General features: G+C 56.0%; 22 protein-coding genes. 13 read left to right on the top strand and 9 right to left on the bottom strand.

What is annotated here, in order from left to right; genetic code table 11:
• Positions 1-8: 8 nt before the first annotated feature.
• The gene (locus tag QGM61_RS08240) at positions 9-503 is read right to left on the bottom strand and encodes a GNAT family N-acetyltransferase (RefSeq protein WP_281132650.1); all 495 of its coding nucleotides are present in this window, start codon (positions 501-503) and stop codon (positions 9-11) included.
• A gap of 51 nt (positions 504-554) precedes the next feature.
• Between QGM61_RS08240 and QGM61_RS08235 the strand changes: the two genes are divergently transcribed.
• The 4 genes from QGM61_RS08235 to QGM61_RS08220 are packed head-to-tail and all read left to right on the top strand — an operon-like array spanning position 555 to position 4,531.
• On the top strand, positions 555-2,204 hold the full coding sequence (locus tag QGM61_RS08235) for an N-acyl-D-amino-acid deacylase family protein (protein ID WP_281132649.1): 1,650 nt from the start codon (positions 555-557) through the stop codon (positions 2,202-2,204).
• A gap of 44 nt (positions 2,205-2,248) precedes the next feature.
• The gene (locus tag QGM61_RS08230) at positions 2,249-2,833 is read left to right on the top strand and encodes a hypothetical protein (RefSeq protein ID WP_237132253.1); all 585 of its coding nucleotides are present in this window, start codon (positions 2,249-2,251) and stop codon (positions 2,831-2,833) included.
• A gap of 26 nt (positions 2,834-2,859) precedes the next feature.
• Positions 2,860-3,237, top strand: coding sequence for a FixH family protein (locus QGM61_RS08225; RefSeq protein ID WP_281132648.1), 378 nt, complete (start codon positions 2,860-2,862; stop codon positions 3,235-3,237).
• Between the two features lie 16 nt (positions 3,238-3,253).
• Positions 3,254-4,531, top strand: coding sequence for a cytochrome-c peroxidase (locus QGM61_RS08220; RefSeq protein ID WP_237132255.1), 1,278 nt, complete (start codon positions 3,254-3,256; stop codon positions 4,529-4,531).
• 23 nt (positions 4,532-4,554) lie between these two features.
• On the opposite strand, the gene QGM61_RS08215 is transcribed toward QGM61_RS08220, so the two are convergent.
• Positions 4,555-5,724: a dicarboxylate/amino acid:cation symporter gene (locus QGM61_RS08215; protein ID WP_237132256.1), complete on the bottom strand. Its 1,170-nt coding sequence runs from the start codon at positions 5,722-5,724 to the stop codon at positions 4,555-4,557.
• A 157-nt stretch (positions 5,725-5,881) separates the two neighbouring features.
• Between QGM61_RS08215 and QGM61_RS08210 the strand changes: the two genes are divergently transcribed.
• From QGM61_RS08210 to QGM61_RS08185, 6 genes are all read left to right on the top strand, one after another.
• Complete coding sequence (locus QGM61_RS08210; RefSeq protein ID WP_237132257.1) at positions 5,882-7,132, top strand: serine hydrolase domain-containing protein; 1,251 nt, start codon at positions 5,882-5,884, stop codon at positions 7,130-7,132.
• 335 nt (positions 7,133-7,467) lie between these two features.
• Positions 7,468-8,742 carry an efflux RND transporter periplasmic adaptor subunit gene (locus QGM61_RS08205; protein ID WP_237132258.1) on the top strand — a complete coding sequence of 425 codons (1,275 nt, stop codon included), beginning with the start codon at positions 7,468-7,470 and terminating at the stop codon, positions 8,740-8,742.
• 12 nt (positions 8,743-8,754) lie between these two features.
• Positions 8,755-9,447, top strand: coding sequence for an ABC transporter ATP-binding protein (locus tag QGM61_RS08200; RefSeq protein ID WP_317622167.1), 693 nt, complete (start codon positions 8,755-8,757; stop codon positions 9,445-9,447).
• A 15-nt stretch (positions 9,448-9,462) separates the two neighbouring features.
• Positions 9,463-10,770, top strand: a complete 1,308-nt coding sequence (locus QGM61_RS08195; protein ID WP_237132259.1) for an ABC transporter permease — start codon at positions 9,463-9,465, stop codon at positions 10,768-10,770.
• 9 nt (positions 10,771-10,779) lie between these two features.
• Positions 10,780-11,991: an ABC transporter permease gene (locus QGM61_RS08190; RefSeq protein ID WP_237132260.1), complete on the top strand. Its 1,212-nt coding sequence runs from the start codon at positions 10,780-10,782 to the stop codon at positions 11,989-11,991.
• A 36-nt stretch (positions 11,992-12,027) separates the two neighbouring features.
• Positions 12,028-12,468: a DUF3429 domain-containing protein gene (locus tag QGM61_RS08185; protein WP_281132647.1), complete on the top strand. Its 441-nt coding sequence runs from the start codon at positions 12,028-12,030 to the stop codon at positions 12,466-12,468.
• Between the two features lie 4 nt (positions 12,469-12,472).
• Here the strand turns inward: QGM61_RS08185 and QGM61_RS08180 are convergent, their stop codons facing one another.
• Together QGM61_RS08180 and QGM61_RS08175 are read right to left on the bottom strand one after the other, a co-directional pair.
• Entirely contained in the window at positions 12,473-13,861 is a 1,389-nt protein-coding gene (locus QGM61_RS08180) for an MFS transporter (protein WP_237132262.1), read from the bottom strand.
• Between the two features lie 105 nt (positions 13,862-13,966).
• Positions 13,967-14,581 carry a YbhB/YbcL family Raf kinase inhibitor-like protein gene (locus tag QGM61_RS08175; RefSeq protein ID WP_237132263.1) on the bottom strand — a complete coding sequence of 205 codons (615 nt, stop codon included), beginning with the start codon at positions 14,579-14,581 and terminating at the stop codon, positions 13,967-13,969.
• Positions 14,582-14,708: 127 nt separating this feature from the next.
• Between QGM61_RS08175 and QGM61_RS08170 the strand changes: the two genes are divergently transcribed.
• Positions 14,709-16,466, top strand: a complete 1,758-nt coding sequence (locus tag QGM61_RS08170) for an ABC transporter transmembrane domain-containing protein (protein ID WP_281132646.1) — start codon at positions 14,709-14,711, stop codon at positions 16,464-16,466.
• A 59-nt stretch (positions 16,467-16,525) separates the two neighbouring features.
• Positions 16,526-18,109, top strand: a complete 1,584-nt coding sequence (locus QGM61_RS08165) for a diguanylate cyclase (protein ID WP_281132645.1) — start codon at positions 16,526-16,528, stop codon at positions 18,107-18,109.
• Here the strand turns inward: QGM61_RS08165 and QGM61_RS08160 are convergent.
• Both QGM61_RS08160 and QGM61_RS08155 read right to left on the bottom strand, forming a co-directional pair.
• Complete coding sequence (locus QGM61_RS08160; protein ID WP_237133388.1) at positions 18,099-18,830, bottom strand: TrmH family RNA methyltransferase; 732 nt, start codon at positions 18,828-18,830, stop codon at positions 18,099-18,101. The two genes, QGM61_RS08165 and QGM61_RS08160, sit on opposite strands and share 11 nt — an antisense overlap.
• Positions 18,831-18,845: 15 nt before the next feature.
• Positions 18,846-20,465 carry an NAD(P)/FAD-dependent oxidoreductase gene (locus QGM61_RS08155; protein WP_281132644.1) on the bottom strand — a complete coding sequence of 540 codons (1,620 nt, stop codon included), beginning with the start codon at positions 20,463-20,465 and terminating at the stop codon, positions 18,846-18,848.
• Between the two features lie 89 nt (positions 20,466-20,554).
• Here QGM61_RS08155 and rlmE point away from each other — a divergent pair, with 89 nt between their 5' ends.
• Entirely contained in the window at positions 20,555-21,178 is a 624-nt protein-coding gene (gene rlmE / locus QGM61_RS08150; RefSeq protein ID WP_237132267.1) for a 23S rRNA (uridine(2552)-2'-O)-methyltransferase RlmE, read from the top strand.
• On the opposite strand, the gene ggt is transcribed toward rlmE, so the two are convergent.
• The 3 genes from ggt to QGM61_RS08135 are packed head-to-tail and all read right to left on the bottom strand — an operon-like array spanning position 21,175 to position 25,820.
• Positions 21,175-22,878: a gamma-glutamyltransferase gene (ggt, locus tag QGM61_RS08145; protein WP_281132643.1), complete on the bottom strand. Its 1,704-nt coding sequence runs from the start codon at positions 22,876-22,878 to the stop codon at positions 21,175-21,177. The genes rlmE and ggt overlap by 4 nt on opposite strands.
• A 48-nt stretch (positions 22,879-22,926) precedes the next feature.
• The gene (locus tag QGM61_RS08140; protein WP_281132642.1) at positions 22,927-23,793 is read right to left on the bottom strand and encodes a D-amino acid aminotransferase; all 867 of its coding nucleotides are present in this window, start codon (positions 23,791-23,793) and stop codon (positions 22,927-22,929) included.
• A gap of 32 nt (positions 23,794-23,825) precedes the next feature.
• A complete protein-coding gene (locus QGM61_RS08135) occupies positions 23,826-25,820 on the bottom strand; it encodes a DUF885 domain-containing protein (protein WP_281132641.1) in 1,995 nt (664 codons plus the stop codon).
• Positions 25,821-25,970 lie beyond the last annotated feature (150 nt).

The raw sequence follows: 25,970 nt of genomic DNA, 5'->3' as shown, positions 1-25,970 counted from the left end.
ACAACGGTTCAGCTCAGTTGTTTGACCATTAACACATGCGGGACTGTGACCTCGGTGAACACGTCACCAAGCGCCTTGTAACCCATGCGTTCGTAGAACCCCTGTGCACTCACTCGTGCGTGCAGACTGGCTTCCAGCATACCTGCGTCACGAATTAACTGTTCTACCTGCTGCATCAGGGCGCGACCCAGGCCCATGCCGCGGCAGATCTCAGCTACCGCCATTTGACGTAGTTTCACGCGTTGTTCACCGAGGGGGACGGCGACCAGGCAGGCGAGCGGACGGTCATTGGTATCCAGAAACGCAAAATGATGCTGCCCCGATTCCTGTTTCAGGTCTTCGTCCCATATTGACAGACCCAGGGGTGCTCGCAGAATCTGGTCACGTAACTCCAGCGTCTGGTAGTAGGCGTCGCTGCCGTAGAGAATATGCTCCAGCTCCAGAGCCTCGACATCAAGCTCGACAGACTGGCCAGTTTGCTCAGTTGTGGTAGTGTGTTTCATATCCCGTGACCATCTCTAGACCGATGGCCGATTTTAACGTAGATTTCAGACATGATAATAAAAATACATCGCTCAGTACTCCTCTCAATTGTGGCCGCTCTCCTGGTTGCCTGCGGCGACAGCCCGGCGCCTGACTCAGCTACGTCCAGTCCAGCCCAGTACGACCTGGTATTGCAAGGCGGCACGCTCTACTCCGGCGCCGATGAGCCTCCCTTCATTGGTGATATCGCAATTAACGGCGACCGCATCGCAGCCGTCGGCAATCTGGGTGAATACCAGGCGACGCAGGCGATAGACGTAACTGGTCTGGCCGTCATGCCTGGCTTTATCGATATTCACAGTCATGCACTGTCGGATCAGCCCGATCAGGGCATCTTTGGCTGGCCTGATGCCGAAAACCTGATTCGCCAGGGCGTCACAACGGTGATTGAAGGCAACGACGGCAGCTCGCCCGTACCTCTCGAACCCAGCTTTGAAGCCATTGCAGCGCTGCCACCGGCCATCAACTTCGGCAGCTTTATCGGCCATGGTTCGATACGAGCGCTGGTCGTTGGCGAAGACGACCGACCACCCACCGAGGAAGAGCTCGAACTGATGCGCGAACAGGTTGCGCTCGGCATGGAACAGGGGGCGTTTGGTCTGTCGTCGGGCCTCATCTACGCACCCGGCCGTTTCGCCGACACCGACGAAGTGGTGGAGCTGGCACGTGTCGCCGGGCAATACAACGGCATGTACATCAGCCACATGCGCGAGGAAGGCCTGGCGCTCCTCGATAGCGTAGCAGAGACAATCCTGATCGGTGAAGAAGCGGGGCTGCCCACACAGCTGACCCACCACAAGGTCGTAGGAGCCCCCATGTGGGGTGCCTCAGCAGACAGTCTGCGACTAGTTGACGAAGCCATTGAGCGCGGCGTCGATGTCTCCATAGACCAGTACCCTTACACAGCGTCGTCCACCAATCTGATGATCCTGTTCCCCGGCTGGGCGCTGGATGGCGGGCGCGAAGCTCTGCTGGCCCGCATGGCCGACCCGTCCCAGCGGCAGCGACTGCGCAATGACATTATCTACAACATAGAGGTCGATCGCGGCGGAGACGACCCGGCTAATGTTGTGCTGGCAGGTTGCCCGCACGACGAAAGCCTCAATGGCATGAATCTTAGTCAGGTTCTGCTTCAACAGGGCCAGGAGGTCAGCAAGGCCAACGCGGCCGAACTGCTGATGGACCTGGTCGCTGCAGGCAACTGCAGCGCCGTATTTCATGCCATGGTTGAGGAGGATGTGCACAATATCATGCGCCATCCACGCACCATGATTGCATCGGACGGCGGTGTGGAAGGACCTTCCAGCCGTGCGGTACATCCCCGCAACTACGGCACCTTTGCGCGACTGATTGGTCATTACGCCCGCGATCTGGAAGTGATTCCCGTGCACACTGCCATTCACAAAGTAACGCAGATGCCTGCGCAGCGCCTGAATATGACAGACCGTGGCATACTGGAACCAGGTGCTGTTGCCGACATTGCCGTGCTCGATATTGCCCGAGTGCGGGAACTGACCACCTTTGCCGATCCCCATCAATATTCGGAGGGCGCGACCCACGTTCTGGTCGCCGGCGAGCTGGTATTGAATGATGGCGCAATGACTGGTGCACGACCCGGGCGTATCGTCCGGTCATCTGATTACAGATTTGCTGCTCAATAGGGAACAAAAACTCACTACAGACATTAAATGCGACAACACCACCTATGTATAAAGGGCTCTGGTTAACCGCGTTACTGATGATACTGGTCGCTCCTTCCGCACGAGTGAGCGCCCATGGCAGCGTAGTGGATGCTGGCGAGGGCTGTACCATATTCATGGACTTCTACAGCGCGCACTTTACCGTCTTTCAGCCCGAGCGGTCTGGCCATCGTGAATACTGTGAAGATCTGCCGGCAACAGGTGAGAGCGTTTTTGTCATGGAATATCTGCATGACTCGCTGCGCCAGGTACCCGTCGAATTCAGGATTATTCGCAATACCACTGAGCTGGGCCGCTTTGTCAAACTAACGGACGTTCAGGCACTGGGCGACCTTGACGACATCACGGTTTTCTACCAGTCCGTTGGCCCCCAGCCAGATGGCGTATTGACGGTAATGCACAGCTTCCAGGATGCGGGCGATTTCATAGGTGTGGTCTCTGCACCACACCCGCAGCAGGACCGCATGTATCATGCCGTCTTTCCATTCAGTGTGGGCGACCCGGCACTGCCAGTCTGGCTTTGGGTACTGATCGTAACCGGATTATTGCTTCTCGCCTGGCGATACCGAAACACACGGGGAGTTCGCTAATGACCGCCAACAGGATTAGGGATTGGTTGACAGGCCTTGCTCTGGTGCTGGCTGTATCTACGGCACAAGCCGCGACTGTGCAGACACAATCCACACCCAGCGGCCTGCAGATCGAGATGCAGAGCCAGCTGCAGCCGCTGACAATCAATCAGATGCATGACTGGGTCATATCGTTGACCGACACACAGGGCCAGGCTGTCAACAATGCCGATATAACTGTCACTGGGGGCATGCCGACACACGACCATGGCCTTGCCACCACTCCTCGTATAACACAGCAGCTCGGCGACGGGCAGTATTTATTGCAGGGTGTACGCTTTCACATGCCCGGCCTATGGCAACTGGAACTATTGATTCAAATTGAGGAGACCACCTATCGGGCACAAGTCGAGTTGAACTTGTGAACAGGCAGGTACCGTAATGCCCCGGAAATCAAAACTCGTCGGCGTCCTGTTATTATCTGCGCTCACCTATCTGGCCTGGCAGTGGGTGCCTGTGCCATTGCCTTCACATTGGAGTGATGAGCAACGCGCTTTGATCGAATCTCTGGCACTCTCGCAGTTGCCGCCGCTGCCGGATGATACCGGGAATGCAGTTGCTGATGACCCGCTGGCCGCCAGATTCGGCCACCAGCTTTTCTTCGACACCCGTCTCAGTGCCAACAATGAAGTTTCCTGTGCGACCTGTCACATGCCAACAGCCGGGTTCACCGACGGCAGACGCGTTGCCGTTGGTATCAGCGCAACCGAGCGCAATACCATGCCGCTGGCAGGTGCTGCCTACAGCCGCTGGTATTTCTGGGACGGACGCAAGGACAGTCTCTGGTCGCAGGCGCTGGCACCGCTGGAAGATGCACGCGAACACGGTACGACCCGGATGGAAGTGGCACGACTGATCAGCTCCACTGACAGCTATCGTGACAGCTACGAACAGTTATTCGGCGAACTGCCTGCTCTGGAAGACAGTGACCGCTTTCCGTCGCGGGCCTCGCCGCTGGGAGATGAGCAGTCGAAACTGGCCTGGCAGCGGATGGACGAATCTGACCGGCATGAGGTCTCATTGATTTTTGCCAATATTGGCAAAGCGCTGGCCGCCTATCAGCGCAAATTGCTGCCTGGCCCAGCCGCGTTCGATCACTACGTTGCTGACCTGCAGCATAGCAGCAGCGTTACTGACAGTTCAGCCATGTCTCGCGCGCAGCTGGCAGGACTGAAACTGTTCATCGGCAAGGCTCAGTGCATCAACTGTCACAACGGCCCCCTGTTCACAAACAATGACTTTCACAACACCGCTGTGCTGTCTGCACCTGGCGTCCTGCCGGCGGCGGGCCGCTCCGAAGGGCTGAGACTGGCCCGCAGCGACCCGTTCAACTGCACAGGCAAGTTCAGTGACGCAGATGCCAGCGAGTGTATCGAACTGGAGTTTGCACGCGGCGGCGATGACATGATTGGGGCACAGCGAACTGCCAGCCTGCGCAACCTGGCAGACTCGGCACCTTACATGCATGCCGGGCAGATCGCGACACTGGAAGAGGTGATTGATCACTACGTCGCCGCCGACATAGCTGTCATCGGTCACAATGAAGCGAAGCCTCTGAATCTGCGGGCCATTGAAAAGCGTCAATTACGAGCGTTTCTTGATGCGCTGAACGGCGATCTGGCTACAGACGAGCAGTGGCTGAATGCACCTTCCAGGTGACGAACAGCTGCAACGCAATACATCTATACGCTCGGTTGTGCCTTCTCAACCGGACCATCGCTGTGATCCACCAGCAATGACAGAGCTCCATCACAGGTGACATTGCAGGCCGTGCCAAAGCTGTCCTGTGCCATGTAAAGGGCAATCATCAGCGCAAGTGCAGTTTCCCCAAATCCAAGCATCGACCCCAGCAAACCGACCGCCGACATCACTGCGCCGCCTGGCACACCCGGTGCGGCCAGCATCACCACACCCAGCGTCAGTACAAAGGGAATCATCAGGGAGAGCGGTGGAATATCAAGACCACTCTGCATGCTGATGACGGCTACGGCGCAACTGACGATTGTGATTGTCGAACCTGACAGATGCACGGTTGCAAACAGCGGCACGGTAAAATCGGCAACCTGTTCACGCACACCATTCCGCTTGCTGGACATCAATGACACCGGAATGGTGGCGGCACTGGACATGGTACCCAGCGCAGTAAAATAGGCTGGCAGCATATTGCGAATCAACCTGACCGGTGACTGACCCGTGCGCAACCCGGCAATTGAAAACAGTGTCACGATCCAGACCCAGTGCAGAATCACCGCCATCGCCAACACCACCCCGAAGGTTCGCAGTGTGACAAACACCGTGCCTGCGGCGGCCATCTCGGCAAACACACCTGCAATGTATACTGGCAGCAGTGGAATAATCGCCTTCTCGAGCAGCCACTGAATAATGTCCCGCCCCTGATCAGCCAGCTTTTGCAGGCCCTCAGCACGCGTTGCGCTGATGCCAAGCCCCATGATGAACGCCAGCATCAAGGCCGTCATTACATTAAACAGCGGCGGGATAGTCACCGTGACGTAGGGCTCCAGAACCACGGCGCCGTCCCCGTTCAGCACATCGGGCGCGGAGGTAAGACCAGGCACAATCAGCGCAGCAACAATAAAAGCGGCCGTACCTGCGATCAGCGTCGACAGATAGGCAAAGCCAAGCGAGCGTCCCAGCATCCGGCCGGAATTTCGCGGTAGCGCGGCAATGCCGCTGCTGATATAAAAAAGTATCAATAGCGGAATGGTAAAAAACAGCAGCTCACCAAACAGATCCTTGACCGTGACAAGAATGCGGGTCAGACCCTGCGGCGCCAGCAGCCCCAGCAATATACCCAGCACAATGCCGGCCAGCAGTTTAATGATGAGCTTCATACTATGGTTCCTGGAGTCGGTTTCTAGAATAGACCGGTCGATACTACCACGCGCTACGGCACCCGATAAGCCGTTCAACGCAATTGCCAGCGACTGCAATTGAGTCTGATCAAAGGGTGGATTATGATCAGTTCACAATAATGACAGGGGAACTTTCATGAAAGCACTATCAATGCCTCAGATGCTGCGCCACACGGCGCTGGCAACCGCCCTGCTGCTTGGTTCGGCGTGGGCCGCGGCACAGGACAGCAGCTCAATCAAGATGATCGACGCCGATAACTTTGGCATTAGCGATCAGGAAATTGCCGAGATTCGTGCGCAGATGCAGGCAGCCGTTGATGGCAACCATATCGCCGGCGCCCTCTTGCTGGTTGGCAATGACGACGGCGTAGGCATGCTGGAAACCGTCGGCACTCAGGGTCCGGGCGACGATACACCCATTGATGCTCAAACCATTTTCCGAATTTACTCGATGACCAAACCCATCATCAGTGTCGCCGCCATGTCCATGGTCGAAGACGGCCTGCTTAGCGTTGATGACCCGGTCAGCAAGTATTTTCCCGAATTCGCAGAAATGCAGGTCATCAACAATGAAACCGGCGAGCTGCGTCCGGCCGAAAACGTGATGACGGTTGAACACCTGCTGACTCATAAATCGGGACTGGTTCAGTCAATTTTCGCGGCCGGAACCCGGCTTGGAGAAATGTATGAAGAGGCACTTCCCGCTGATGGCAGCCTGAGCAACCGCGAGTTCGGTGCCACCATCGGTCAGTTGCCATTGCTGTTTGAGCCAGGCACCGCATGGCACTACGGGCACTCGACAGATACGCTGGGCGCCGTTCTGGAAGTGGCTGCCGGTCAGCCTCTGGATCAGATCCTTAATGAGCGGATTTTTGAACCGCTGGGCATGGACGAAACGACATTCTTCGTGGATCCTGCAAAATCGGCTCGCATCGCCGAGCCCATCCATGGGGAAATGACGGACAATACCGTTGCTCGCGCCCATCTGTCTGGCGGCGGCGGACTGAACTCCACTACTGAGGACTATGTCCGTTTTGCGCAGATGCTGCTGAACGATGGTGAATATCGCGGTGCACGCATACTGGAAGAAGAAACGCTCGAGTGGATGAAAGAAGAGCGCATCACGCCTGATGTATCCCGTGAATACTTCTTTTACGGCAATCGCGGTGGTTGGAGCATGGGCTTCCACCTGCAACCGAATGATCCGGCCAACCCTGATGCCGGCAGCAACTTTGGCTGGCGCGGTATAGGCGGCACACTGTTTGCGGTTGACCCCTACAACGACTACTTCATGATTTACATGGAGCAGAAACGTGGTGGCCCCCGTGGCGCACCGTTCGACAACAGCACTGCACAGCGCGTGGTACAGCAGGCCATTAGCAACTGATTCGTATCGAATCACTCAACAAAAAGGGGCTTAAGGGCCCCTTTTTTTATCTTTCATTTTCGCTAAAGCATTGGCCTGCATTACAACTTTTGGTCAATCCCACCACTCTCGGCTTTATTAAAAATCGTCTAAGAATCTGTTTTCCCTAACTTTATTTTCTTGGCCCCGATCTTGCTATCTCTATCATGCAGAGACTGGCATCAAGCTGCTGATTCCGACCAGACGATGAAGCACCATCAGTCAATCGATACAGCAGAAACTTTTTTACCAGTCGTTAAACGTTTCCGGCAATAGCTACGTCTATCGCTAATGTTCAATAAAAATTCGAGAGATTGATGAAGATTTCCGATACAACCTCCCAGGATACGATCCTGGAGCCACGTCCGCGACGCACCAGACTGCTGTGGATCTCCTTTGGTGCTGCAGTATTGCTGATGACCGTCTGGATGACCGCACCAGCAATTCAGCGCTGGAGCCAGGCACAAGAATCTGTTTCCGAGTCCCGCCTGAGGCTGGCCACTGTCACCCGCGGCGACTTTGTACGGGATATCTCCGTGCAGGGCCGCGTTGTGGCAGCGGTCAGCCCCGTTTTATATGCGAGTGACATGGGCACTATCACCTTTGCCGTGGAATCTGGAGACAGTGTCAGAAGTGGTCAGGTCCTCGCCACCATCGATAGCCCTGAACTACAGAATCGCCTTCTGCAGGAAAAATCACGCCTGGCATCTCTGGAAGTTGAATATCAGCGACAGAATATCAGCACCCAGCAGCAACAGCTGGAGAACCAGAAAGCTCTGGATTCAGCAGGTATCACACTTAAAGCATCGCGCCGCGAACTTGCACGCGCGCAGCAGGCCTTTGACCAGGGCGCCTATACAGCGGTGGAACTCGACAGAGCCAGGGATGACCTTGAGACGGCAGAGGTTCTCCACCGTCACGCCGAGATGGATGCCGAACTGGACAATAATCGACTTGAGTTTGAACTGCAGACCCGCCAGCTGGACGTAGACCAGCAAAAACTGCTGGTGGAGGACGTTGAGCGCCAGGTCAACTCCTTAACCCTGATATCTCCGGTCGACGGCATTGTCGGCAATCTGCTGGTCGACCAGAAGACCAATGTCATTCGCAATCAACCGGTCATGAGTGTTGTAGATCTGTCTGCTTTCGAAATTGAGGTGCTGGTACCAGAGTCCTACGTGGACGACCTGGCAATCGGCATGGTAGCTGACGTGCGCAGTGGCAACCAGGTCAACAACGCCACCCTGGTAGCGATATCCCCCGAGATTATCGACAACCAGGTCACCGCCAGACTTCGCTTTGAACAGCCAGTTCCCGACGGCCTGCGACAGAACCAGCGTCTTTCCACACGTATCCTGCTTGAGCAGAAGCAGGACGTGTTGATGGTACCAAGAGGACAGTTTGTGGAAAGCGGCAACGGACGCGTTGCCTACGTAGTGCGCGATGGAATGGCGTACCGCACGCCAATCGTGATGGGCGCAACCAGCCTCAGCAGCATTGAAATACTCGACGGCCTGCAAGCGGGCGACACCATCGTGGTATCCAGCACCGATCTGTTTAATGGTGCGGATACAGTACTGATCAATAACTAAGGAGAACAAGACATGCTCAAAATGACCGGCATAAACAAGGTGTTCCGAACTGACACAGTCCAGACCCATGCCCTGCGCGATTTTTCGCTGCACGTCGAAGAGGGTGAGTTTGTCACGATCACCGGGCCTTCGGGCTGCGGCAAAACAACCTTCCTCAATCTGGCAGGCCTGCTTGAAACCTACACATCGGGACAGTACCTGCTGGACGGTGAAGATGTCTCCAGTCTCAGTGACGCGCAACGGGCAAGACTGCGCAATCAGAAAATAGGATTTATCTTCCAAAGCTTTAATCTGATGCCTGATCTGAATCTGTTCGACAATGTCGATGTTCCGCTGCGTTATCGCGGTGTCAGTGCAAAAGTCCGCAAGGAGCGCATCGAGAATGCCCTGGCAGCTGTCGGCCTGGCTAATCGCCAGCGCCACCTGCCGTCCCAGCTTTCCGGTGGTCAGCAGCAGCGAGTCGCCATCGCGCGAGCCCTGGTTGGCGAGCCGCGCTTCCTGTTGGCCGACGAGCCAACCGGCAACCTCGACTCCAATACCGCCGAAGGCGTGATGGAGTTGCTGGAGCAGATCAATCAGCAAGGCACCACCATAATCATGGTGACACATGACCCTTCACTGGCAGCAAGAAGCCATCGCAATGTTCATATTCTGGACGGCCAGATAAAAAGCGATGATCGCAACAGCAAAGCCCGCGCGGCCTGAACCGGGAGACTAGCCATGTTCATGTACTATGTCAGACTCGCCGCGCTCAGCTATCGCCGCAACCCGATCCTCAGTTCACTGATGGTGCTTGCGGTCGCGGTCGGCGTTGGCGCCTATATGGTGGTGTTCACACTGAACTACGTGCTGGGGGGCGACCCGATTCCGCACAAGAGTGACCAGCTCTACCACATCCAGTTCGACTACGGCGATCCTGACGTCGTCGATTTTGAGCCACCACCTCAGCTCACCTACCGTGATGCCGTTGAGATGCTGGAGCAAAGCAACGATTTGCGACGTACTGCCACGTCGAAATTTGTCGCCATCCTTGAACCGCCGGGCAATGATCTGCGGCCATTTTTTGTGAATGGCCGTGGTAGCTCGGCGGATTTTTTTGCGATGTTCGACGTCCCATTTCAATATGGTAATGCCTGGGATCGCGCCTCGGATGACGGCCAGCGCCAGGTAGTTGTCTTGAGCCAGGAACTTAACGAGAGACTTTTTGGCGGTGCCGACTCGGTGGGTGAAACCATCAACATGGACGGCCTGGTCTTTACCGTTATTGGCGTGCTGGACTACTGGACACCCACACCCAAGTTTTACGATGTCAATAACGGTCCCATCGACATTGGCGAAGAAGCCTACATCCCCTGGTCATTGATCGCCGGTCAACAGTTGCGTCGCTCAGGCAACACCAACTGCTGGGCCGCGCCAGAGAACTCAAGCTTCGAAGCCTTCCTGAATGCCGAGTGTGCCTGGGTTCAGTTCTGGGTGGAGCTGCCGGACCAGCAGACTTTCGACCGCTACCAGAACCTGGTCAATAATTATGTTGCCCAGCAGCGTGAGTTCGGCCGTATGCAGTTCCCGGTAGACAAGCGGCTTTACGACGTCAACGAGTGGATGGTCTATAACGAAGTGCAGCCAGATGAAACACGGATACTTTCAGCACTTGCAGCGATGTTGCTGGCGGTGTGTCTGCTGAACACAGTCGGGCTGTTGCTCTCCAAGTTTCTCGGCAAATCTGGTGAAATCGGTGTCCGTCAGGCTCTGGGAGCCGGCAAGGGATCGCTGTTCATACAGCATACTATTGAAGCAGGCTTTATCGGCGCCCTGGGTGGCGTGCTGGGCCTGGGCGTGGCTGCCATCGGCCTGGAAGGCATCAAGATATTGTTGGGGCCGGAAGCGCCCACGCAATGGATCACGATCAATTTTACGGTAATCGCCGTGACCATCCTGCTGGCCATTGTCAGTACGATTATCGCCGGGCTGTATCCGATCTGGCGTGCATGCAATATCAACCCCGCCATTCATCTGAAGACGCAATAGGAGACAAACATGGAACTGGGACCTATTACCCGCGCACTGCTGCGCAACAAGCTGGGTGTCATCCTGATTGCGCTGCAGATAGCCTTTACGATGACAGTCATCGTCAATGCGGTTTACATCATCAGTGACCGCGCTGCCAATATGGCGCGCCCCAGCGGTCTGGACGAAGCCAACACCTTTCATATCAGCAGTATCGGTTACGGCAACAGCTTTAATGAAAGTGTCGTCGTCGATGAAGACCTGAATATGATCCGGCAACTGCCCGGCGTGATCGATGCTATGGTCACCAATCAGATTCCGGTCAGCGGCAGCGGCTCTTCAAGCGGTTACAGCCTGGAGCCGGGCCGACGCGATATGCTGGTACCCGCCGCCATCTACCGTGTGGATGATCACTTTCTGGAGGCCATGGATCTCAGCCTGGTTGCAGGTGTCCCATTCACACCGCAACAGATTGTGCGACGCACACCCACGGACGAGCGTCAGCCTACTGAGACAATTCTGTCTCAGGCAATGGCCGAGTCCTTGTATCCTGATGACTGGCGGCAGGCGCTCAACCAGAATATCTACGGACCTGATGGTTCGGCACTGCGCGTGGTCGGCATCGTTGATCGATTACAGGCACCGTGGCCAACATTCACCTACGTTGAAAATTCAATGCTGACGCCCGAAATCACACTTGATAACAGCACCACCTATCTGGTTCGCACCGAACCAGGCTACCGGGATGAACTGATGGTAGAGGTCGAAGAGCGTCTCGCGGCCGCGCCACATCAGCGAATATTGCGCAACAACCAGTCGCTGGAGTACACCCGGACCGAGAGCTATCGCATTGACTCCCTGATGACCACGATTCTGAAAGTTGTTATCGGCACATTGATGTTCATTACCGCGATGGGAATCGTTGGACTGGCAGTATTCAGTATCAATCGTCGTCGCAAACAGATCGGTACACGTCGGGCACTGGGCGCGACGCGCTTCAGTATTCTGCGTTATTTCATGACCGAGAACCTGATCATCAGCGCGGCAGGCGTGACGCTTGGCGCCATCATGACTGTCGGGTTCAACATGTTTCTTGTGCAGACCTTTAACATGCCGCGTATCGACTGGTTCTATGCACCGATAGGTATGCTGGCGCTGCTGTTGCTGGGGCAACTGGCGGTTATCGGACCGGCGCGGAGCGCCGCTGGCATAACACCGGCACTGGCAACCCGGTCGGTTTAAGGGCACACTGTGAGAAACTCACAGTGAGGGTCTGCTATGAAAATGCCATTGCCAATGACATCGAAACTGGCGCTGCTGGGCACCCTGCCGTTTGTGCTTTGCGCCATTTTTCTTGCGCTGGACATCCTCAGCCTGCCATTTCTGGGGAGCGTGCCGGCACTGTTGAGCAGTTATACATTGGTAATCGCAGTGTTTATGTGTGGCGTCCACTGGGGGCAGTATCTCCAGCAGCCCAGTGGACAATTCACCAACCTGTTCATTATCAGCAACATCCTTACCGTGATGCTGTGGGTCGCCTGGCTGATCCTGCCCGTCGACATTTTCCTGATGCTCGCACTGCTGGTGTTTATCGGGCTGTTGTATATCGATACACGACTCAGGCTGCGTGCGGTCATCAGTAAGACCTATTTCCGCACGCGCCTGATTGTCACTTCCGTGGTTGCCGTGTTCCTGCTGCTGTCCATCTACGTCATATAGTGGCTTAGCTGTGAATATCGGTGCCGTGGGTTTCCGTCAGCAGCCACACCGACCCCAGCGTCAACGCACCAGCCAAAGCAATGTAGACAGAGACAAAAAACACGCCATACTCTGTCCATAGCAGGACTGCAATCGTGGGTGCCAATGCGCCGCCGACGATGGCACCAATCTGGTAACCCAGCGACGCTCCCGAGTAACGCACATGCGTTGAGAACAGTTCGGTAAAAAACGCTGCCTGCGGTCCATACTGCATCCCCATGAAGACAAGGCCGCCAGTGATAGCCAGCAGAATCATGGCAAAGTTACCGGTATCTATGAGAGGGAACAGCGCAAAGCCCCACAACCCGGTCAACAGTGCACCGAGCATGAATATTCGACGCCGGCCATGACGATCAGAATAACCGGCCGCCCAGAACTGGAATGGCACCTGAATGGCTGAGCCAATCAGTACCGCCGCCAGCAGGGTATTGCGCGACAGCCCCACACCATCAGGACTGCTGCCATAGGCCACAACAAACGCAATAAGAATATAAAAAGTGACCTGGATAGACAGGAAGGCACCCGCCGCCAGACAGATGCGCCCAGGGTAAAGTCGCAGGGCCTCGAGCACGGGCGAACGAACGGGCCCGGGCGGACTGTCGGCAATCACCTCCGCCAGTGCTTCCTCGGGTGACTGCAGCGGCTCACCGCTGGTCAGGCTGGACTTCTGGCTTGCCCGTTGCTGCTTCAGTCGAGCCAGCTCTTTGAACGCCGGTGTATCCTCAAGATGCAGCTGGACATACATGGAGATGCCTATCAGGACAATGCTGGCCAGGAACGGCACCCGCCAGCCCCAGCTCATGAAGGCCTCTTCAGACACAGAATAGCTGATACTCAGGAAAGCCAGATTCGCCAGAATGACCCCGATCGGCGCACCAGCCTGGGCATAGGCTCCATACCAGCCACGTTTATTTGCCGGTGCTGACTCGGTAACGAGCAACATGGCACCTCCCCACTGACCGCCGATGGCCAGGCCCTGTACAAAGCGCAGGATGATCAACGTCAATGGCGCCAGCGCGCCAGCCGTTTCGTAGCTCGGCAGCAGGCCAATCAGTGTCGTCGCCACGCCCATCATCATCAGCGCAATCACCAGAACCCGCTTACGACCGATGCGGTCGCCAAAGTGACCAAAAATGATTCCGCCGAGTGGCCTGGCAATAAAGCCTATGGCAAAGGTGCTGAAGGAGGCAATCAGTGCCACCGTGGGTGGCATATCAGAGGGGAAAAACAGTACTGGAAAAACAATGGCCGCAGCGGACGCGTACAAAAAGAAGTCATACCATTCGATGGATGTACCCGCCAGCGAGGTCAGAGCGACTTTGCGCATACTGGCTTTGGTATCGTGCTCGTTCATGCTTACCTCATTTACTGTTATTGTTATGGGCTGTTGCAGCGAGCAGGAAGGCCAGTGATGACCGCACTGACAGCCACCACTTCAAGCATCATTCTACGTTCAGCATTATTCTTCGCGCTGATAGTGTCCCATCAGCATACCGGTGCCCAGAATATGACCTTCTATCGCCGCAAGCAAGTCAGCCTTGTTGAGGCCCTCGGGCAGATTCAGAGCGGTATCCAGCGCATAGATGCGGAAGTGATAGGCGTGCAGCTTGCCGTCCACCGGCGGACGCGGGCCAAAGTATCCAGTCTGGCGTATGCCGTTGATACCGTTGATCATACCGGCCAGGGCGGGAACCGTAGTCACCTGCGCGTCACGCGGCAGCCCTTCAGGAATTTCACCAGCCGCAGCGGGAATGTTATAGGCAACCCAGTGGACAAATGGCTGGGGCGTCGGTGCAATCGGATCGTCCATTACCAGGGCCAGCTGCTCAGTACCTTCCGGGAGATCAGCCCAGGTAATCTGTGGCACCAGATTGTCGCCATAGGCGGTATAGGCCAGCGGTATGGTGCCATGGTGATCGAATGCACTGCTGCCCACAGTGATCGTGTCTTCCATCTCGGCCATCGCTGACATCTGATGGTCCTGCGCGGCAGACACATGACTGAGTGTCAGGGCAAAAAGAGCGGATGCCAATATCGCTGGTGCGCGCCATTGAAGCAAAGTGTGTTTTAACATGATCGGGTCTCCTTTATGAGTGACGCAATCAGCATAGTGCAGCGCTGCCAGCGACTCAACTTGGTTCAGCCGAGTTGCGACCAAAGGGGAGCTTGCCGCGCCGAACATTGCATGACAGACTTCTGCCATGACAAACCCGCCTGATCGTAATCAATCTCCCCTGCTACAAGCTCTTCGGTTTGTACGCCCATACTCACGCCAGATTCTGCTCGCTCTGCTGGCACTCATCTTCACGGCAGCCATTACACTGGGCCTGGTGCAGTATGTTCGCATCATCGTTGATGCAGGTTTTGTCGCAGGCTCCAGTCAATCACTGGGCACGGCAATAACCGGGTTTGTTGTGGTCGCCCTGCTGCAGGCATTCGGCACCTTTGCTCGCTTTTACTGGGTGTCCTGGCTGGGTGAGCGGGTGACGGCAGATATTCGCCAGGCAGTGTTCGGTCACCTGCTGTCTTTGCATCCGGGTTATTTTGAGGATAACCGCAGTGGCGAAATACAGTCGCGGATTACGACAGATACCACTTTGCTGCAGACCGTCATAGGTTCCTCTGCCTCCATCGCCTTGCGCAATCTTTTGCTGCTGATCGGTGGTGTCATCTTTCTGTTCATTACGAACCCACGTCTGACTTCTGTAGTGTTGTTGTGCATACCTCTGGTAATCGGTCCTATTGTCCTGTTCGGTCGACGCGTCAGAAAGCTATCACGTCACACGCAGGACGAGATCGCCAGCGTTGGGGCATATGTTGGCGAAAGCATTCAGCAGATAAAAACCGTTCAGGCCTACAACCACCAGGCCACTGACAGACGTCACTTTGCCGAATACGTCGAACGGGCATTTGATGTCGCACTGGCACAGGTTAAAGCCCGCTCCATCATGATTGCACTGGTCATGACCCTGGTGTTTGCGGCGCTGGCGGCGATGATCTGGGTTGGTGGCCAGGACGTGATCAGCGGACGCATGACAGCAGGTGAACTGACCGCCTTTGTTGTTTACGCAGTCATGGTGGCCTCTGCCGTGGGCGCGATCAGCCAGGTAATTGGCGACCTGCAGAGAGCTGCGGGCGCAACCGAGCGACTGATGGAGCTGCTGAACGCCGAGTCGCTGATTACCACGCCAGACCCGGTGGTACCGCTGCCCGCAGAGATCGCCGGCCAGCTGGCCATCAACAGACTGAAATTTACTTACACGACACGGCCTGGACAGCCAGCTATCGACGGGTTGGATCTGAGCGTCCCGGCGGGCTCCAGCCTTGCACTGGTCGGACCCTCCGGCGCCGGCAAATCGACACTCCTCGACCTGGTTTTGCGCTTTTACGACCCTGACAGTGGTGAAATTCTACTCGACGGCATCAATATCCGTCATGTTGACCCACTTGATCTTCGCCAGCATATCGCTCTGGTTAGCCAGCAACCGGCCATGTTCACCGGCACTGTCATGGAAAATATTCGTTACGGGCGCCCCGATGCCAGTGATGCCGAGGTTCACGCGGCAGCCGAGGCGGCCTATGCCAGCGAGTTTATCGAACGGCTGCCAGACACCTGGCACAGCTATCTGGGAGAGGCGGGTATTCGGCTGTCCGGCGGTCAAAAGCAGCGCCTGGCCATCGCCCGCGCCATCCTGAAAAACCCCCGCATCCTCTTGCTGGACGAGGCTACTAGTGCATTGGATGCCGAAAGCGAGTCAAACGTCCAAATGGCTATTGAGAAGTTGATGCCCGGGCGCACCACCATCATCATCGCTCACCGTCTGGCGACGGTCAGGAATGTCGACCGCATTGCGGTCATGGATAAAGGACAACTAGTGGCACTTGGCAGTCACGATGAACTGATGGCAACTAACGCGCTGTACGCTCGCCTTGCCAATTTACAATTCTCAACAAATTGACGTAGACCTGCGGGTCTGTAAGACTGCACCCATCAATAAACCTGTAAACCTGAGCACCTATGACCTGGTGGATATTGCCTTCATTATTGGGCACGGTGATCTGTCTGTACGTGACCCGTCAAACCAGCATGTTCATGCGGCCTCCCGCCGGACAGTACATGGCCGCCATGGGTGGCATGGTAGCCTGGTGGTGCGCAGGGCAATGGGCAAGTCTATTGTGGCAGAACCTGGATTACCGCTATTTCATCGCACAGCTGCAATATGTCGCCATTGCATCAGTGCCAGTGCTCTGGTTTTCCGCGTCGCTGTGTTACGCCGGCTATGACCGGATCGTCAGGCGCTGGGTCCCTCTGATCTGGATACCACCCGCTGTCACCATTTTGCTGGCGTTCACCAACAGCTATCACGGTCAGCTCTGGGCTGATTTTCAGCCGCGAACCGACTCGGTAGGCCTGGATATCACCTACGGCCCCTGGTTCAAAGTTTACGTCGCCTACAGTTACAGCGCGGTCACCATAGGTACGGTGATTCTGGCCAACCGAATTGGTTTTCTGCCGGGTCACCGGCGGCAGTTTTTTTACGTGATCTCAGCGCCTCTGATGGTCCTCACACTTAACCTGCCCTTCATTTTCGGAGTGCAGCTGCTACCCATAGATCCGACGCCTCTGGGGTTCGCCCTTGCCAGCCTGATTCTGATGTCAGCGCTAAAGCACAAAGTGTTCTCTGTCCTGCCAATCGCCAGGCGGCACATCCTCGACAAACTCGAAGATGGTGTTATTACCATTGATGATCAGGGGCTTATCGCCGATGCTAATGCCGCAGCAAAATCCTTGCTCGGCGCTGAGGCTATCGTGTTTGGCAAACCTCTGTCAGATGCCCTGCCGAAGGGTGCATTAGCAACGGGAACGGATCACAGCGAGACCCGACTGACAGACGGTCGATGGCTTGATATACGTATGAGCCCAGTCCAGAGTCTGGACGGACCGGCCAAAGGTCAGATCGTGCTGTTGCGAGACATCACTCGGGATAAACACTTGCAACACACGGTTGAACAAACACAACAGACCCTGGAATCGCTAAACAGCCGATTGCAGGCACAGGCCCACACGGATGATCTGACGCAGCTGTCCAACCGGCGTCATTTATACCAGCGGATGCAGGAAGAGTGGTCACGGAGCGAGCGAAGAAGCCAGCCGGTTTCTCTGATACTGCTGGACTTTGACCACTTTAAAAAACTTAATGATTCCTACGGGCACCAAACCGGCGATCGAGTGCTGGCTCAGGCAGCTACGCTGATAAGACAATCCATTCGCCCAGAAGACTTAGCATCGCGCCACGGCGGTGAAGAACTTGCTGTTCTATTGCCGGATACCGCACTGGAGGATGCCGTGGAAGCAGCTCAGCGCATTCAGCAGACAATCAGTGATCACAAATACAGTTCTACCGACGGTCAGGAATTCTCTCTCACAATCAGCGCCGGGGTCGCTTGCCGTGAGCCTGAAGATGGCTCCGTCGACGCTCTGGTGGCGCGTGCTGACAGCGCTCTGTACCACAGCAAACGGACCGGTCGAAATGCAGTCAGTGTAGCAGGACACAATGATGTACAGCGCATGGGAGCTGACCACAAACAGATCAGCGCATAAGTTCGTAGATGCTCATATTGACCGCACTGGCAAGATTTAGTGAGTCAATGGCACCACTGCCCGGAATCGAATAAACGGTCGCACCTGTCATTGAAATCAAATCCGATGGCAGCCCTCGTGCCTCATTTCCAAATACCAGGCAACGGCTGTGTCGGAACGCTGCCGACTTCAGCGACTCGCCCTGCATGCCGAGACAGGCGATATCCGCGTGGCGCAGCTGCAGCTGCCCGGGCGTAATGTCACATTCAACAGGCACATGGAAGATTGCCCCCATGCTGGCACGAACCACCTTGCTATTGAATGGATCAACACTGCCCGGACTTAACAGACAACGAAAACCACCGAACCACGCCAGTGTGCGCAGTATGGTGCCCAAATTGCCGGGATCCTGTATTTCATGAAAGTAGACTGAGCGTTCCGCTTTTTCCGCTGCCCCACTGCAAGACTGAATCGCGGCTATTGGCACACAGGCTATGATTCCCTGCGGTGAGCGCGTATCTGACAATTTGCTCATGAGTGCATCGCTGACCACACGTTTTCGAAGACGTCCTGGCCAGCCTTCAAAACGCTCTGTTACCAGCAATTCACTCGCCTGCAGGGCAACATTGAACGCAGAAGCTTTCTCCAGCTCCTGAACCAGATGCTCACCCTCCGCAAGAAAATATCCCGCCTGCTGACGGTACTTTTTCTGGTGCAGCTTCCTGATCAGGTCTGTCGTCAATTCACCCATTAGCACTCAGCCTTTGTGTCCCTGTGTCATCGCTAACGCGACTGCTTCAGCAACCTTGATACCATCCACACCAGCCGACAGAATACCACCAGCATAACCGGCACCCTCTCCCGCCGGATACAGGCCTCGCGTGTTCAGACTCTGCAGACTCTGCTTGTCGCGTGTCAGCCGGACCGGAGATGACGTTCTTGATTCAATACCCGTCAGCACAGCGTCGTCCCGATCGAAACCACGAATCTGTCGCCCAAACACTGGCAAGGCCTCGCGAATTGCATCAATCGCATACTCAGGAAGGGCACTGTCCAGCGAGCCTAATCTAATGCCAGGCTTGTAAGAAGGGATCACGTCACCCAATTTTTCGGATGATTTCCTGCGAATAAAATCTCCTACCAGTTGCGCCGGCGCACTGTAGTCTTCGCCACCCAGGTGATAGGCCTGAGTTTCCAGAGCCTCCTGTAAGGCAAGCCCTGCCAGCGGGCCACCCGGGAAATCCTGCTCCGGACTGATGCCAACAACAATACCGGCATTGGCATTGCGCTCATTGCGTGAGTACTGGCTCATGCCGTTAGTCACAACACGACCGGTCTCTGAGGTCGCGGCCACCACAGTGCCACCCGGACACATGCAGAAACTGTAAACAGACCGTCCATTTTTTGCGTGATGAACCAGCTTGTAATCCGCCGCACCCAGTGCCGGGTGCCCCGCGTATTTGCCCAGCCTGGCCTTGTCGATCAGGGACTGCGGGTGCTCAATGCGGAAGCCTATCGCAAACGGCTTGGCTTCCATGAATACACCACGCGCGTGCAACTGACGGAAAGTGTCCCTCGAGCTGTGACCAAGCGCCAGCACAACATGCCTGGACAGGATCTGTTCGCCCGACTCCAGGACCACGCCTTCCATACCGTCGTCGCCTGTCAGAAAGTCCACTACCCGGCTTTCAAAGCGTATCTCGCCGCCCAATGACTCAATCTGTTTACGCATGGCTGCCACGACTCCGGTCAAACGGAATGTGCCGATATGCGGCTTGCTGACGTACAGTATCTCCTCAGGTGCGCCGGCCTGCACAAACTCCTGCATGACTTTGCGACCATAGAATTTTGGGTCTTTGATCTGACTGTACAGCTTGCCATCAGAGAACAGACCGGCACCGCCCTCACCAAACTGGACGTTGGACTCAGGCGTCAGTTGTCGCTTGCGCCAAAGCGCCCAGGTGTCCTGTGTGCGCTGACGAACATTGCGGCCACGCTCCAGCACGATGGGCCGAAAGCCCATCTGCGCCAGAATCAGTGCCGCAAACAGGCCGCAGGGGCCAAAACCAACGATGACGGGGCGATCGGTCAAATTCGCAGGCGCGCTGGCAACCTGATAGTAGTTCGTGTCCGGTGCTGGCCTGATATGCGTGTGATTGACTGCAGCAGCCAATACAGCGGCCTCATCTCGCACTTCAACGTCGACAATGTAGACAAAGGTAATTTCACTGTTCTTTTTGCGCGCGTCGTAACTGCGCTTGAACACAACGATATTGAGGAGATCCTCCTGAGGGATGCCAAGTCGTTGCGCGATGGCGGCTGGCAGGGCCTCGGGGGCATGGTCGAGCGGCAAAGCAAGTTCAGTCAAGCGAATCATGATCAGTCCTGGCCGGCGACACCGGCAGAGGTTTATAGACGGATATGCTATGCTCTGACCCGTCAAAAGTCACTCTTCGAACGTAAATTATGGCCCGATCCAAAAGCAGTGGCCGTTGGCTCAATGAGCATGTCAACGACCCATACGTCAAACAGGCCCAGCGCGACGGTTATCGCTCGCGAGCCAGCTACAAGCTGATAGAGCTGATCGACAAAGACAGGCTTATCAAGCCTGGCATGCTGGTGCTGGACCTTGGCTCAGCGCCAGGCGGCTGGTCACAGGTGGTCGCACCAATGGTCGAACCCAAAGGCCGCGTGATAGCCTCCGATATCCTGCCCATGGACTCCATCGCTGATGTTGATTTTATTCAGGGTGACTTCACTGAACAGGAAGTGTTCGATCAGATCATGGCCAGCCTGGGCGGGCAGCAGGCCGATCTGGTGATGTCGGATATGGCACCAAACATCAGTGGTGTGAATGCGGCTGATCAGGCAGCTTCGATGTACCTGGTGGAACTGGCACTGGATATGGCCCGTGAAGTGCTGAAACCTGGGGGTGATTTTGTCGCCAAGGTATTTCACGGCGAAGGTTACGACGACTACGTCAAGGATGTACGCAGCAGTTTCAACAAAGTTGTAATCCGCAAGCCAGATGCCTCCCGCGCTCGTTCACGGGAGGTGTATCTGGTGGCTAAAGGCTTTAACGGCGCTTAATAGCCCACTGCAGCGCTGTCACCCTGACGCGAATCTGCTGAACCGTGCACAATGCCTGTCTCCCAGTCGTGATAGACACCCATTGCAGAACCCTGGCTGCCTCGCACGCGGACAGTGTGGCCTTTGGCTTCGTAGAGGCGGATGGTATCCGGTGAGAACATCAGCTCTTCCATGCTGGTGACATCGGGCAGCCACTGGTGATGAATGCGGCCAGCTTCAACAGCCTGCGCCACGTTCATGTCGTGATCGATCATGTTCAGGATCACCTGCAGCGTCGTATTGATGATCGTGCGGCCACCCGGGCTGCCGATGGCCAGCACGGGACGCCCGCCTTGTGCGACGATGGTAGGAGACATGCTGGACAGCATGCGCTTTTCAGGCGCCAGCAGATTGGGCGGCGTACCGATCTGCCCGTCTCTGGTAGTGACACCTGGCACTGGATTGAAGTCGCCCATTTCATTGTTGAGCAGATAACCACCACCCTCAGCCACAATTCGTGAGCCGTAGCTCTGCTCCAGCGTGTAGGTCAGCGAGACCATATTGCCTTCGGCGTCCACAACAGAAAAGTGGGTCGTGTCTTCGCTCACATAAACCTGGGAGAAGCGACTCTCATCGCTGATTGAGGCACGATCCATATCAATGCTGGCACGCAGGCTGTCAGCGTAGTCTTTACTGATGAGACGGTCTACCGGCATATCAGGATTGAAGTCCGGATCACCGAGAAATTCGGCACGACTGGCGTAGGAGCGACGCATGGCTTCGGTCAGCACATGCAGATACTGCGCCGAGTTATGCCCCATCTCGGCAAGGTCGAAGCCCTCAAGAATATTCAGCATCTGGATGATACCAACACCACCGGAGCTGGGTGGCGGCATACTAATCACATCATAACCACGATAGCTGCCGCGCACCGGTTCGCGCTCAATAGCCTCATAACGCGCCAGATCTTCCTCAGTAATCAGACCACCATTGGCCTGCATGAAGCTGGCCAGCATGCGGGCGTTCTCACCGCGATAGAAGCCATCGTGTCCCTCATCACGGATGCGCTCCAGCGTGCGCGCCAGATCTGGCTGCACCCAGGTGTCACCCAGCTGATAATGTGAGCCATCTGCCTTGCGGAAGACGGCGGCAGAGGAAGGGTACAGGTCCCAATTGGCCTGATTGCGGTTAAAACCATCGTACAAAGCGTATGTGACGGGAATGCCATCTCGCGCCAGCCGTATCGCCGGCTCTACCAGCGCCGCCCATGGCAGATTACCCTGCTTCTCATGTGCCAGCACAAGTCCAGCAACGGTGCCCGGCACACCAACCGACAGGAAGCCGCGGTGCTGCATGTTGGTACTTTGCCCGTCGGCGCCCACGTACATTCGCTCAGTAGAGGCCAGCGGTGCTTTCTCGCGGAAGTCGAAGGTCGTTGCGTGCCCATCAGCTCCGTGGTAGACCATAAAGCCACCACCACCAATATTGCCCGCTGTCGGCCAGGTAACGGCCAGTGCGAATGCCGTCGCAACGGCAGCATCAACGGCATTGCCGCCCTGCTGAAGAATATCAACGCCTACTTCTGACGCCAGGCGAGACGCGCTGGTCACGATGCCATTCTCGACGCGAAGCGGGGTACGACCTCCTTCGGCGAACAATGTGACCGGCAATAGGACAACCAGAGCAATGACAAATGCGCGGGCGAAAAGACTCTTTTGCATAACAACCTCGTCAGTTGAAGGTTAGCCCCCTAACCTGACAAGGTTATACTATTTTCCGTCCGCTTCCGCCAGCAGACTGGCAACATACAGCTCGCGCAAACGTGCAGCAATTTCGCCCGGTCTGCCATCGCCGATAGCAGTGCCATCCACGTGAGTCACTGGCAACACAAGGGTCGTGGCGCTGCTCAGGAAAGCCTCATCCGCATGAAGAGCTTCCTCGACAGAGAAGGGACGCTGTTCCAGCGCCATGCCGTGCTGATTGATCAGCTCGAGAATAACCCGGCGACGGATACCCGGCAGAATGGTGTTGGACAATGCGCGCGTGATGATACAGCCATCCTTGACGATAAACGCCGACGACGAAGCGCCTTCGGTAATGCGCCCGTCTTCAACCATCCAGGCTTCAAAGGCGCCCGCACTCGCTGCCTGTTGCTTGGCCATACACTGCGCCAGCAGGTTCAGCGATTTGATGTCACGACGCTTCCAGCGCAAGTCTGGCACTGTCACGACCTTGACGCCTTTGGCCGCCAGCGGATTATCCAGTAGCGCGCGCCTGGCCGTGTAAGCCATCAGGGACGTTGGCGTGTCGGCCGGGTAGGCAAAATCACGCTCGGCCACGCCGCGTGTGACCTGAACATAAACACTGCCTTCAACCAGCTCATTATGCGCGATCAGTGTCCGCAGCATCTCAAGATAGGCCTCTGGCTCGCAGGGCCAGGCCATGTCAATTTCATTGAGGCTGCGGTTCAGCCGCTCTACCGAGTAGTCTTCGTCGACCAGTTTGCCACGAATGACCGGGATCACCTCGTAGACTCCGTCACCGAACAGAAAACCGCGGTCAAACACAGAAACTCTGGCCTGCGACTGCGGCAGATATTCGCCGTTCAGAAATACGATGCGCTCCTGACTGCTCATGGTCCAACTCCCTGATTAATTGCTGCCGACTATTACGGCTGTTGTTCTGATTCGATCCAGGCTTCGACACGTTCAGCCAGCAAGGGCAATGGCAGTGAGCCCGCTGTCAGCACGGCGTCATGGAAGCCACCCCAGCTAAACTCGTCTCCCAGCTCCTGCCGGGCCAATTCGCGAAGCTCCAGAATGGTCATCATACCGATCTTGTAGGACACCGCCTGGCCTGGCCATACGATGTATCGCTCCACTTCGGGCGTGATATCACCTTCGGTCATCGGAGTATTGGCCATCATGTAATCAATCGCTTCCTGGCGGGTCCAGCGCAGATGATGAATGCCGGTATCTACGACCAATCGCGCAGCACGGAAAATCTCGTAGCTCAGGCGCCCGAAATCCTTGTAGGGATCCGTGAAGAATCCCATGTCCTTGCCAAGCTGCTCGGCATACAGCCCCCAACCTTCAACATAGGCAGAGTAAAACGTCAGACGCTGCAGCATGGGCAGCTCCTCCAGCTCCTGCGCCAATGCCAGCTGGAAGTGGTGACCTGGGGCGCCTTCATGGTAGGCCAGCGATTCCATAAGGTAGGTCGGGTTGTCATTCATATTGGACAGGTTGACGTAATAGTAACCAGGTCGCGAGCCATCCAGCGCCGGCTGATTATAAAATGCACCCGTCGCTGTTGCCTCACGGAAAGGCTCAACTGCGCGCACTTCAAGCGCTGCTTCTGGCAGCGTGTCAAAGTACTGCGGCGCCACTTCCATGACCTGTTCGATCATTGCGGTTGAATCATCCAGATACTGCTGTCGCCCCTCCGGCGTATTGGGCAGATAGAACTGCGGATCAGTACGCAGGTATTCAAAGAATTCCGCCAGCGTGCCGTCAAATCCGACCTCTGTCATGATCGTGCGCATTTCGTCCTGGATACGTGCGACTTCAGCCAGACCAATATCGTGAATCTGCTGGGCACTCAAGTCATCACGTGTCGTAAACAGGTTCAGCTGGCTGGCATAAAATGCTTCGCCATTGGGCAGCTTCCATACGCCATCGCGACCATCGGACTGCGACTCCATGTCACGCAGCGATGCCATATAACGCTCCACAGCGGGTGCAAATACCTCAGTCATGGCGCTACTGGCGGCTGTCTTGAGCTCTTCCGCACGCTCTTCAGTTACATCCAGCGCATCTACTTTCGCATTGAAGTCTGCCAGCAGTGCACTAGGCTCCTCAGCGTTGCCAAACTCTGCACCAGTTACCATTGCCTGCGCAGAACTCAGCAGCCTTGGATAAGCAAAGGATGGCAGCAGGACGCCCTCTGCGGCACGCCGCTCCGCTTCTTCAATCACGCTGTTGATCACAGTATCCAGGCCCTGCAGCCGCGACACGTAGGCATCGGCATGCGCTTCACTGCTGACACGGTGGTTATTGATCAGAAACGTGACCAGACTCGACAGCACATCCTGCATTGGAGAAAACGCATACTGACTGTCTCGCACCTGAAACTGCCGATCGTCCATCTGCCATTCAAACTCCATAAACCGGTAGGTCAACTGCTCCTGTGGCGTCAGCGCTTCAAGCGAGAAATTCTCACGCATCTCAGCCAGGTAGCGCTGTGTGCGCTGGTGCGCATCAATGGCACCCTGATCTGAAAAATCGTCCCACTGTCCGTAGGCTTCAAGGTCATCGTCGATCATGCCGATCTGCGTTTTGAACAGCGGCGAGGCTTCCAGCTCCTGCTGGAAGACATCCTCCAGAAAAGTCTCAAACTCCTGGCTTGCGGGACTGCCTGTTGCACCCGTGCGCATATCACTGGCGGCGTCGGCTACCTGTTCGCTGATTTCGACAGCCGGTGCATTTGATTCTGGTTCTGAGGGCCCACAGGCGACCAACACCATTGCCAGGCCAGCCAGTAGAAAAAACTGCGCCAGAGGCTTGCGTATACCTGTCAGTGACAGACTCGCGCGTAACGACGGCAATCGGGCAAAGGAAGTGAAAGTAAATCGTGAAAACAGATGTTTGATTAGTTGCATCATGATGGACGCTCCAGGCAGAAAGTTGGGAGCAAAAGACATAGGCGGGTGGAGCATAAACTGCAAGGCATCAACATTGGGAGGGTCACTGGCACATCAATAAACAGCCTCAACCCGATCAAAAAAGGGAGCCGAAGCTCCCTTTCCGTGACG

Origin of the sequence: Pseudohongiella sp. SYSU M77423, assembly GCF_029911965.1 — a bacterium.
Classification (GTDB): domain Bacteria; phylum Pseudomonadota; class Gammaproteobacteria; order Pseudomonadales; family Pseudohongiellaceae; genus Pseudohongiella.
This window is presented reverse-complemented; position numbering and strand designations above follow the sequence as displayed.